Origin of the sequence: Holdemania filiformis DSM 12042, assembly GCF_000157995.1 — a bacterium.
Lineage (GTDB): Bacteria > Bacillota_I > Bacilli_A > Erysipelotrichales > Erysipelotrichaceae > Holdemania > Holdemania filiformis.
Window position 1 is genome coordinate 224,233 of the sequence record NZ_GG657561.1, and the last position, 10,154, is coordinate 234,386.

General features: G+C 50.9%; 12 protein-coding genes. 10 read left to right on the forward strand and 2 right to left on the reverse strand.

Annotated features, from left to right (window positions below; all coding sequences use genetic code 11):
• The first annotated feature begins 91 nt into the window (after positions 1-91).
• The 6 genes from HOLDEFILI_RS13695 to HOLDEFILI_RS13720 all read left to right on the forward strand — a co-directional run bounded on the left by HOLDEFILI_RS13695 (position 92) and on the right by HOLDEFILI_RS13720 (position 4,391).
• Positions 92-568 (forward strand): SAM-dependent methyltransferase, encoded by a 477-nt coding sequence (locus tag HOLDEFILI_RS13695; protein ID WP_006060384.1) that lies wholly within the window; start codon positions 92-94, stop codon positions 566-568.
• Positions 569-827: 259 nt separating this feature from the next.
• Complete coding sequence (locus tag HOLDEFILI_RS13700) at positions 828-1,835, forward strand: D-alanyl-D-alanine carboxypeptidase family protein (RefSeq protein ID WP_006060386.1); 1,008 nt, start codon at positions 828-830, stop codon at positions 1,833-1,835.
• Positions 1,832-2,407: a nucleoside recognition domain-containing protein gene (locus HOLDEFILI_RS13705; protein WP_006060387.1), complete on the forward strand. Its 576-nt coding sequence runs from the start codon at positions 1,832-1,834 to the stop codon at positions 2,405-2,407. The genes HOLDEFILI_RS13700 and HOLDEFILI_RS13705 overlap by 4 nt, the downstream gene beginning before the upstream one ends.
• On the forward strand, positions 2,397-2,909 hold the full coding sequence (locus tag HOLDEFILI_RS13710) for a nucleoside recognition domain-containing protein (protein WP_006060388.1): 513 nt from the start codon (positions 2,397-2,399) through the stop codon (positions 2,907-2,909). The genes HOLDEFILI_RS13705 and HOLDEFILI_RS13710 overlap by 11 nt, the downstream gene beginning before the upstream one ends.
• Before the next feature lie 67 nt (positions 2,910-2,976).
• On the forward strand, positions 2,977-3,711 hold the full coding sequence (locus tag HOLDEFILI_RS13715) for a pseudouridine synthase (protein ID WP_006060389.1): 735 nt from the start codon (positions 2,977-2,979) through the stop codon (positions 3,709-3,711).
• Complete coding sequence (locus HOLDEFILI_RS13720) at positions 3,711-4,391, forward strand: YjjG family noncanonical pyrimidine nucleotidase (protein WP_006060390.1); 681 nt, start codon at positions 3,711-3,713, stop codon at positions 4,389-4,391. Before HOLDEFILI_RS13715 ends, HOLDEFILI_RS13720 begins: the two co-directional genes overlap by 1 nt.
• 77 nt (positions 4,392-4,468) lie before the next feature.
• On the opposite strand, the gene HOLDEFILI_RS13725 is transcribed toward HOLDEFILI_RS13720, so the two are convergent.
• Positions 4,469-4,771, reverse strand: a complete 303-nt coding sequence (locus tag HOLDEFILI_RS13725) for a hypothetical protein (RefSeq protein WP_006060391.1) — start codon at positions 4,769-4,771, stop codon at positions 4,469-4,471.
• Positions 4,768-6,423 (reverse strand): Rqc2 family fibronectin-binding protein, encoded by a 1,656-nt coding sequence (locus tag HOLDEFILI_RS13730; protein WP_006060392.1) that lies wholly within the window; start codon positions 6,421-6,423, stop codon positions 4,768-4,770. Before HOLDEFILI_RS13730 ends, HOLDEFILI_RS13725 begins: the two co-directional genes overlap by 4 nt.
• Before the next feature lie 137 nt (positions 6,424-6,560).
• On the opposite strand from HOLDEFILI_RS13730, the gene gmk reads away from it, so the two are divergent.
• The 4 genes from gmk to HOLDEFILI_RS13755 all read left to right on the forward strand — a co-directional run.
• Positions 6,561-7,124 carry a guanylate kinase gene (gene gmk, locus HOLDEFILI_RS13735; RefSeq protein WP_039865062.1) on the forward strand — a complete coding sequence of 188 codons (564 nt, stop codon included), beginning with the start codon at positions 6,561-6,563 and terminating at the stop codon, positions 7,122-7,124.
• 711 nt (positions 7,125-7,835) lie between these two features.
• Positions 7,836-8,294 (forward strand): hypothetical protein, encoded by a 459-nt coding sequence (locus HOLDEFILI_RS13740; RefSeq protein WP_006060396.1) that lies wholly within the window; start codon positions 7,836-7,838, stop codon positions 8,292-8,294.
• Positions 8,295-8,803: 509 nt separating this feature from the next.
• Entirely contained in the window at positions 8,804-9,547 is a 744-nt protein-coding gene (locus tag HOLDEFILI_RS13750) for a sugar isomerase domain-containing protein (RefSeq protein ID WP_006060399.1), read from the forward strand.
• Between the two features lie 11 nt (positions 9,548-9,558).
• A partial coding sequence (locus tag HOLDEFILI_RS13755; protein WP_006060400.1) for a sugar isomerase domain-containing protein occupies positions 9,559-10,154 on the forward strand: 596 nt, incomplete at its 3' end.

Consider the following 10,154-nt stretch of genomic DNA (forward strand, 5'->3'; position numbering starts at 1 on the left):
CAGAATGATGCTTGCATCATTTTCTTGTATCGCTTGACTCTCACAACGTGTCAGGGTTTATCGTGAAATCACACGAAAGGAAGGTAAAACAATGACAACCTATGAAGTAAACCCGATCGGCATCATCCGCTGCAATGAGGAAGGCTTTTTCCTCTGCCTGGACAAACGCTTCATTCCCGCGCTGGAGGGATTGGACGGCTTCAGCCACCTGCAGGTGCTGTGGTGGTTCAGCGATCTTGACAGCGCTCCGTACAGATCGGTGCTCCAGACAGAACAACCGTACAAAAACGCGCCGGAACGGATGGGGATCTTCGCGACCCGTTCCCCGATCCGGCCCAATCCGATCGGTTTGACCGCCGTAGAAATTCTGGACCTCGACAAAATGGAAGGCATCGTGCGGATTGCCTATATCGATGCCCATGACAACACGCCGATCCTGGATCTTAAACCGTATACGCCAAGCTTTGACCGCCTGGAAGCGCCGCGGGTGCCGGACTGGTGCCGGCACTGGCCGATGAGCCTGGAACAATCCGGCGAGTTTAACTGGGATAATGAATTTAATTTTTAAGCAAGATCGCGGACAGAAAAGCATAACTGACTAAGCAAGAAACTGCCTGACCGGCAGTTTTTTTGATCAGAAAAAACGGCGGAGAGACTCCGTTTGTAAAACCGCGCAAATCCAGCCGGAACGGCTTGGGTGCTGAATCTTTAATAAGTCCAATCCGAATTTAGAAAAGAACCGTCATTGAACAATTTCAACCCCGGTGAAAAAGACCTGATTCTTGATCGGCGGGCTGGAACATACACTGTCAAACAGGAGGCGCTGTATGAAAAAGATTGCGGTATTTTTTCTGACGCTGACATTGTTCTGGACGCCGCTGCACGCGGACGGTTCGTACATTGTGATCAGCGGCAACGACGGCAATGTCCTGGAAGCTGAAAATGAACACGAAGTTCGCTCGATCGCCTCGATCTCAAAAATCATGACCGCGGTGGTCGCGCTGGAAAACGGGGATTACATCGACCAGTGGATTATCGGCGACGAAGTGACGAATGTGACAGGAAGTATGATCTGGATTCAGAAAGGGCAGCAGGTTTCGATGCGCTCGCTGCTTTACGGCATGATGTTAAAGAGCGGCAACGATGCGGCGGTTGCGATCGCCCACCGGGTCGGGGGCGGATCGGTTGAAAAATTCATTCAGATGATGAATGAAAAGGCGGTGGCGCTGGGGATGAAGGATACGGAGTTTCATAATCCCAACGGCATGGACGTTGAGGAAGAAGGCAATTATTCCACAGCCTATGATATGGCGGTGTTGATGCAGTACGCGATGACGCTGCCGCAGTTTCGGGAGATCGTTGCGACGCAGTACTACACAAGCGAATGGGGCTCACGCTGGAAAAATTCCAACAAGCTGCTGAGCAATTTTGAATTCTGTACCGGCGGCAAGACCGGTTTCACCAACAAGGCCGGGGAAACGCTGGTCACCGCGGCGCAGAATGGCGAGCTGGAATACATCGTCGTGACGCTGGCTGTGCCGGACCGCTGGACGTTTCACGAACAAAAGTATCGGAAAGCGATGGAAATGTGCGAGCTGATCACGCTGCAGCCGGCCGGCCCGATCGAACAGGAGGGCTATATCGCCCAGCTGGACAAGCCGTTTGAAGTCGTCGTTAAAAAGGAAGAAGCGGGACAGGGACAGTACACGATGACGCTCAATAAAAGTAAAAATGAGCTGACGCTGTGCTGGACTGATCCTTCGCACACGGTGGTCAAGACACTCCCGGCTGTTAAGCCGCCGCGGAAGTTCTGTTTCTGGAGGTGGTGCATATGAATCTGATCTGGATCCTGTTGATTCTGGCTTCACTGGCGTATGGTCTGTTGACCGGATCGGTCAGTTCTGTGAATCAGGTGATCGTCAACGTCGGGCGCGAAACGCTCGAGCTGGCGCTGCCGTTGGTGGCGGCAACCTGTTTCTGGAGCGGAATTCTCAATATCGCGCGGGAGGTCGGTCTGCTGAATATGCTGCAAAAGCTGTTGTCTCCTTTGCTGCGGTTTCTGTTTCCGGATCTGCGCGACGATCCGGAAGCGCTGGGCTACATTGCCGCCAACATTACGATCAATGTATTCGGACTGGGCTCGGCGGCGACGCCCAGCGGCCTTAAGGCGATGGAGTGCATGCAGCGGCACAATCCGGATAAGAAAACCGCCAGCCGCGCAATGGTCACGTTTTTAGTCCTGAACACCGCCGGGGTGACCATCTTGTCAACGACGATCGTTTCACTGCGCGCGCAGTTCGGTGCGCTGAATCCGACCGATTTCATGCCGCTGGCGATCATTGCGACCAGCTGCGCGTCGATCGGCGGCCTGGCGCTGGATCGGTGGGTGAATTACCGTGGAAAGTAGCCTGTATATTCTGCCGATCTTAATCCTTTTGATCTTCGCGTTCGCCTTGCTGCGGAAGTTCAACGCCTATGATGCGTTTGTCAGTGGTGCGAAAGAGGGACTGTCGTTGTTTGTCACGCTGTTTCCGAGCTTACTGGCGATGATGTTCGCGGTGTCGCTGCTGCGGGAAAGCGGGCTGTTTACCGTGATGGCGCAGCAGCTGGGCAAAGTGTTTCCTGCGATTCCTTCGGATATCTTCGCGCTGGCCTTCTTCCGCCCGATCTCCGGCAGCGCGTCGCTGGCAATTCTCGTCGATATCTTGAAAACGCTGGGACCGGATTCGCTGGCCGGCAAAATGGCAAGCGTGATCCAGGGCTCGACAGATACGACGCTCTATGTCATCACGCTTTATTTCTCCTCGGTGGGAGTGAAGAAAATCAAAAATTCGCTGCCGATCGGTTTGTTCGCGGACGTGATCGGCATCGGCGTGGGCATCTGGCTGACGCTGCAATTCCTTGTTTAACGCCGATTTTTCTGTTCTTTCCCGGTCTTGTCTGGTAAAATAAGAAGGCAAAGGATGGAGATAAACGATGGATCGATTACAAAAAATTATTGCGGCCAGCGGTCTGACCTCCCGGCGCAAGGCGGAAGAATGGATTCTGCAGGGACGCGTCAAGGTCGACGGACAGGTCGTAACGGAGCTGGGTGTAAAACCGCGCAAAGGGGCTTTGATCGAAGTCGACGGCAAAGCGATCGCGCGTGAAGATAAAGTCTATTATGTCATGAACAAGCCGAAGAAGGTGCTGTGTACGCTCAATGACGAGCATGACCGGCGGACGGTTGTGGATTTAATGATGGATGTACCGCAGCGGGTGTTCCCGGTCGGCCGGCTGGACTACGACACGACCGGCGTGCTGATCATGACGAACGACGGAGAATTCGCGAATGAAATTATTCATCCCCGCTATCATATCGCCAAGGTGTACGAGGTGACGATCAACGGGATTTTGAAGACGGAAGAAATCAAACAGCTGGAACAGGGTGTCGTGCTGGACGATGGAATCAAGACACTGCCGGCGAAGCTGTGGGTGACGAACAAGGATTTTGCGCATGAACAGACGATGTTTGAATTGACGATTCAGGAAGGTCGCAACCGGCAGATCAAGCGGATGCTGGAAGTCTTCGGCTACGAGGTGCGCCGGCTGCACCGGCGCTCGTTGGGCCCGATCACGGTCCGCGGCTTGAATCCTGGCGAATATCGGCTGATGAAACCGTTTGAGGTTAAGCAGCTGCGCCGGCTGGCGAACGAGGGACGGCTGAAATAATGCGGTACAGTACATTATTGTGGGATCTGGACGGCACGCTGTATGATTTTGAGAAAAATCAGGAGCGGTCGCTGCGGCGGATCCTGGAGGAATTCGGCGTAGACGCCAGCGAGGAAAATGTGGCGTGTTATCTGCGGATCAATCATCAGCTGTGGTCGGATTACGAGCAGGGGCTGATCGGCAAGCAGGTGATCGAGGATACCCGCTTTCAGCGGACGTTTGACGAACTGGGCATTGCTGCTGATGGTCTGGCGGCCTCCCGGGCTTACCGCAAACTGTTGATGCAGGGCTACGATCTGCTTGCGGGCGCGCGTGAAATCATGGAAGCGCTGCAGGGAAAAGTGGAAATGGACGTCATTACCAACGGCGACGGTCCGACCCAGCGGCAGCGGTTAGCGGGCGCGGACATGGCGAAGTATTTTACGCATCTGTTCATTTCCGATGAGCTGGGTGTGCAGAAGCCGCAGGCGGAATTCTTTGCGCCGGTGCTGCAGACTGTCGCGGAAAAGGATCCGCGGCAGATTCTGGTGATCGGCGACTCGTTAAGCTCGGATATCGCCGGCGGCCAGGCGGCGGGACTGGATACTTGCTGGTTCAATCCGAAGCATCTGCCGCTGACGTTAAAACAACAGCCGACCTGGCAGATCGACGCTCTGGATCAGCTGTTGGAAATCTTATAACACATCCAGGCTTCCTGATTAGGAAGCCTTTTTCATGAATATAAAAAAGGCGGTTTCCCGTCTTTTACAAAACATATTTATGGATGATTTTCATTTTTAGGCGGCAGCCGGAAGGACAGAAACAGCTTGCCCAGGATCTGATCCCATCCCTGCATCTCCGGTTCGATGATCCGCAGCTCTGTTTCAGTACGCAGATGATCGATGATCAGCACGGTATTTTCCGGTTGATTTTCAACCTGTAAAAGCAGCACCGTCACCTGGGGACTGACCTCAGCCTGACTTAACAGTGTGCCGCGGATGCAGCCCCAGCGCAGCTCATATTTCAATTTCTTAACGACCTCCAGATAGGGCAGGGTTAAGCAGTAGCGCGTCGTTTTCATGCGTTTTCTTTCAACAGATTATCGATCACGGCTTCTTCCGGATCGATATAGATCGTTTTGTAACTGGTCAGCGAGACGAAGCCCGGTTTGGCGCCGGGGACCCGCTTGAGATTGCGGATCGGGCAATAGTTGACCGGGACGCTGCTGGAATAGCGGCCTTTGGAGTAATAGGCAGCCACCATCGCGGCCAGCCGTAGCGTTTCTTCGTCAGGCTGTTCGCAATCCAGAACGACATGCGAGCCGTGGAAATCCTTAGCGTGGAACCACAGGTCGTTTTTGCGCGCCAGCTTGAACGTCAGCGCCTCGTTCTGAAGGTTATTCTTACCGAAATATAACGTAACGCCGTTCGCCAGGCGGATCGACGTGATCGCCGGCAGGGCCTTCGCCTTTTTGCGGTTGCGGCGGATTTTTGACTGGATCGGCTTCATGTAGCCTAGCGCTGCCAGCTCCTCACGGATTTCACGGGCATCTTCAAAGTTGGCCAGCTCCAGCTGCTGCTCAAGACCCTCAAAATATTCGATCTCTTTCTCGCACAGGTCGATTTGTTCCAACAGATGCTCCTGACCTTTTTTTCCTTTGTTGTATTTCTGAAAACACTTTTTCGCATTGCCGCGTCCGTCGAAGCGGACATCCAGATCGATTGTGACCTGCCTGCTCTGATCGAAGGTGGTTAAGGTTGCCGACGGCGTGCCTTTGGGAATATTTTGCCCATACGCATATAACAGATCGCCGTATTCCCGCCACTTTTCGCAATCCAGCGCTTCCTGCATCGCATCGAGTAGCTTCGGCAGTTTCTGGCGGTAATGCTTGAGCTGCTTGCGGACAAACTTGAACAGATCGCCAGTCATCTGCCGGATCCGGTCTTTTTCTTCCTTATGATAATACAGGACGTCCATGCCCTCCATCAACGGGTATGCCTTGGCCGGCTGTTCATACTGGGTCAGCGGAATCAGATGAAACTGTGTTTCCTTGGGCGTGTTGGTGATGAACAGCGAATCGCTGCTTTCGATCTGAGCCATGATCTCCGGGAAGGTTTCGCCCCGGCGCATCCGTGCTTCGACCTCCCGTCCAAGCAGCGGAGAGAAGCCGTCAAACTGCTGGTGCAGCGGCTGTTGCGGATCGACGGTCTGCGCTGTGAACGGATCTTGCTTCACCGCTTGTTCGGGCAGTGTGAACTGCGCGCCCGGCTGGATCGTGCGCTTGGTGTTTTCAAACGGCGGAATCCGCTTGAGCGCGTCGAGAATCCGGTTGTCTTCATCGACGAGGATGACGTTGGCATATTTGCCCATCAATTCCACGTAGAGCTTGCGGAAGACCTTATCGCCGATTTCATTGCGCAGCGAAACCTCCATCACCAGCCAGCGATCCAGCCCGCCCTGTTGGACGGACAGAATTAAGCCGCCCTCCAGATGCTTGCGCAGAAGCATGACGAAATGCGACGGCTCCTCCGGAGTCGGATAGGTGCGGTCGGTGAGATTGATGCGGTTGTATTGTGAATGACAGGAAATCAGTAAATTCTTTTTCTCGCGCTGGGTGCGCAGGTGAAACAACAGCTCCGTATTGGAGATCTGATGGATTTTATAGATTTTGCAGGGAAGTATTTCCTGAAACTGCCGGCACAGTGCGTGCAGCAGGAGTCCGTCTAAAGCCATGGTGATCAACCTTTCCAAAATGTGTTCCTATTATACCATGATTCTGATAAAACCCCAAACCGGACCGGCCGTGGAATTCGTTGACAATCGCCGGGAAGCTTTGTATTATTAAACCAGGACAAAAGGAGGAAGGAAGCATGAAAAAGGGGTTGCTGATCGTGCTGAGCGGACCGAGCGGAGTCGGGAAGGGGACGATTCTGAAGGAGTTCGTGAATGATCCGGAATTAAACCTGGCGTATTCGGTTTCCATGACGACCCGCAAAATGCGTCCGGGGGAAATCGAAGGCGTAAATTATAACTTTGTCGACCGGCCGGCCTTTGAACAGGCGATCCGCGACGGCGAACTGCTGGAATATGCGGAATTTGTCGGGAATTATTACGGCACGCCGCTGAAAAACGTCGAAAAGCTGCGCGCCGAGGGGAAGAACGTGCTGCTGGAAATCGAAGTGCAGGGCTGTCAGCAGGTCATGGAGAAATGTCCGGATGCGCTGACGATTTTCATTATCCCGCCGAGCATGGAAGAGCTGGAAAAGCGGATCCGCGGGCGGGGAACCGAGCCGGAGGAGATCGTGCAGCAGCGCTTAAGCAAGGCGAACCGGGAGATGGAACTGGTCGATCAGTACAAGTTCATCGTCTGCAACGAAGATCCGAAGCTGGCGGCGTCGATCATTTCTTTAATTATAAAACGACATATGGAATAGAGGAGAGTGCGGAGTATTGAAATTCGCACTTTTTTTTCGCGGATTGCCGCGTGGAGGAAGGCATGTTAAAATACTATTGTAAGCGGTTTAATTATGAGCGAGTGAATTTGATATATCCATTCCCATTTGATATAAATATGTAATTTCTGCCTCTGTCAGTTTGTTCATTTTACGACTTGAAAAAGTGGAAATTGAGACAGGAGCATAATTACTGGAATTGACTATCGGGGAATGCGACATGATATTCCGTAGATGTGTGTTTCTGAACGAATAGATTTACGAAAAGGATCAAATCGAATGGGGATGAAGGCGGGGTTCTAAAACTGTGGTTTAGAAACAAATCGAAGACCAAAAATGTTGATGTTTCTGATTTACTTTACACATGACAGAACACGATTTCCACGTTGCAGGAATCGTTAAACGCTAAAGACAAGCAAATCCAAATGTTAAATGATGGATTGTCTGATATAACCTCTGCTTTGGCAGCGGCATAACGGACTGCAGCTGCAGCACAGGCTTTGCATGCCGGCACGATTCGAAGGCGAATCGAATATAAAGAAAAAGCTCGACAAGGAGAGGAAAAAATGAAAAAAAACCTATTTTTATTCTTATTAATTTTGTTGTTAGTCGGATGTTCAGTCAATCAAGCAGAATTGGCGGTTACCTCCTCTGATCCAGAGCCAACAATTAGCAGTACCCCCCATCCCGAGCGTGGATCAAAAGGAACCATCTTTTTTAGATTATCCGGACACAGTGTTTGCTTATGTGTGTCATCAGTGGAAAGAAAAAGAAATTGATAATCGCTTCAATTTGCCGGAAGGAGAATCTGCTTTTTTAAGAGACAGCCTCGTTTTTAACTTGTTTCCTTTAGACAATGATTACGCGCGAATTCACATTACAAGCCGTATAGAAACAGAATATTCTGAATGGCTGGATGGTGAATATTTCTCATTAGGGAGTCATGCCTATTCGTTTGCAGTAAAATATGCGAGTCCCAAAAGTACTGGCCCTGATGGAGGTTGGACTGAATTTATAACTGAGGATGAAGAATTTCAAGGCTTTTTTGTGATTAATGGAGATGAATTATATTATTTAGGGGAGTCTGACGATTTCACAAATTATCAAAGTTATCCTGCTTGTGAATTTTATTACTCTGTAAAAAATGAATAACGGAATTCCGAGGTTGTTGAAAAGTATAAATGAAAAAGAACGAGAAGAGATGAAATTATGTTATACTTCAAATCTTGTCTTTGGAGAAGACGCTGAATCAGATAAAACGAGCTGAAACGAAGGTACGGCCACTTCAGTTAGCGGGGAAAGCAACAACGTTGGTCAGCAGCATTGACATGAAGATTCTGGTCAAGATAAGCGATCAGGAGCGTGAATTACTAAGAAGTCAATTGATAAATCTGCTTGAAAAAGCGGATAGAATAAAGGGGGCGTTGGAAGAATAAGCGTTTCTTTCATCAGCGGTGTAAGAAGAATCGGAACCAAGGTTCTTCTTTTATTTTGACCGCCGGCTCATGCAAATTATTTATTCTATAAGTAATCTGACAATTTGATTAAATTATCCAAAAACATCGTGAAAGCGGTTGACACTGAAAGCGAAAATAGCTATCATAAAGTCAGCGTAAAGGGTCATTCGCGGGAGTGATTCTGCGTGAAAGGGAGGTTTCAGTATGGCTGAAGCAAAAGAGTTTTTCTCAGCCGCTAAGCACGCTCTGGAAGAGGTTAAAAACACTCAGAGAGAGGCGGTTTACGAAGCGGCGAAAATGATGGGCGACTGCATGCTGGAAAACGGTCTTGTCCAGCTGTTCGGTTTGGGACACGGATTGGCGTTTTCCATGGAACTGGGGTATCGTGCCGGCGGGTTGATGCCGTTCCACCAGATCAAAATGGAGGATTTGCTGCTGCGCGGCGTCGTTTCTCCGGAAGAAGCGAACCAGCCTGATTTCAACGACCGCACGGATTTAGCGGATAAATTATGGAACATGTATAACATAGACGATCATGACATGTTCATCCTGATTTCCAATCCGGCGAACAACGGCGTGATCGTTGAATTCGCCAAGAAAATCAAGGAAAAAGGCCGCAAGCTGATCGTAGTGACTTCGAAGGCGGAAGCGGAAGCTTCGGTTTCACGTCATCCGTCCGGCAAAAAGCTGACTGATTATGCTGATCTGATTCTGGATAACTGCGCGCCGAGCCCGGATATGGTGGTCACGCTGGAAAACGGCCAGAAGATCAACCAGGTGTCGACGGTCACCGGCAATGTGATCGCGCAGATGCTGTGTGCTGAAACATATCGTTATCTGACCGGACTGGGGCATGACTGCCCGGTTCTGCTGAGCGCCAATGTCAAGGGTGCCGATGTCCATAACCGCGAAATCTCAGACGTGTATCTGGGACGCTGGAATTCCTAGGAGGTGCACTCATGAGAGAAATTAATATGGATTTATTCTATGAAGAAATGATGAAGGTTGTCGATGTTCTGGAAGGCAAGGAAATGGACAACATCCGCAAGGCTTCCGAGGTTTGCGCCGATACGATCGCTCAAGGCGGCGTCGTGCATGTCTTCGGTTCTGGTCATTCCGTGGGCTTCGGGATGGAATTAGCCGGCCGGCCGGGATCGTTAGTGCCGTTCCATACGATCGTCACCAGCGATTTCGTTCTGCATGGTAAGGTTTCGTTAGCGGAATTCAAGGATCCGGACAACATTTTTGAACGTCGTGCGGATATTGCGGACCGGCTGTACGATTTATACGACATCCGCCCGCAGGACAGCTTTATCATTATATCCAACTCCGGGATTAACGGCGTTGTCATCGACTTTGCGATCAAGGCAAAGCAGGAAGGCCATAAGGTCATCGTCGTGACCAGTTGGCAGCATACCAGTGCGGAAGCCAGCCGTCATCCAAGCGGAAAGAAACTTTATGAAATGGGCGACGTAGTCATCGACAACTGCGGGCCGCAGGGCGACGCGTTGATTGAAACGGGCAAAATCGAAAAGATCTGTTCGATTTCCTCAAT

Bases quoted from the DNA above. Each gene is read 5' to 3' on its own strand.
- HOLDEFILI_RS13695 (WP_006060384.1), top strand. From the start codon at position 92: ATGACAACCTATGAAGTAAACCCGATCGGCATCATCCGCTGCAATGAG.
- HOLDEFILI_RS13700 (WP_006060386.1), top strand. From the start codon at position 828: ATGAAAAAGATTGCGGTATTTTTTCTGACGCTGACATTGTTCTGGACG.
- HOLDEFILI_RS13705 (WP_006060387.1), top strand. From the start codon at position 1,832: ATGAATCTGATCTGGATCCTGTTGATTCTGGCTTCACTGGCGTATGGT.
- HOLDEFILI_RS13715 (WP_006060389.1), top strand. From the start codon at position 2,977: ATGGATCGATTACAAAAAATTATTGCGGCCAGCGGTCTGACCTCCCGG.
- HOLDEFILI_RS13720 (WP_006060390.1), top strand. From the start codon at position 3,711: ATGCGGTACAGTACATTATTGTGGGATCTGGACGGCACGCTGTATGAT.
- HOLDEFILI_RS13725 (WP_006060391.1), bottom strand. From the start codon at position 4,771: ATGAAAACGACGCGCTACTGCTTAACCCTGCCCTATCTGGAGGTCGTT.
- HOLDEFILI_RS13730 (WP_006060392.1), bottom strand. From the start codon at position 6,423: ATGGCTTTAGACGGACTCCTGCTGCACGCACTGTGCCGGCAGTTTCAG.
- gmk (WP_039865062.1), top strand. From the start codon at position 6,561: ATGAAAAAGGGGTTGCTGATCGTGCTGAGCGGACCGAGCGGAGTCGGG.
- HOLDEFILI_RS13750 (WP_006060399.1), top strand. From the start codon at position 8,804: ATGGCTGAAGCAAAAGAGTTTTTCTCAGCCGCTAAGCACGCTCTGGAA.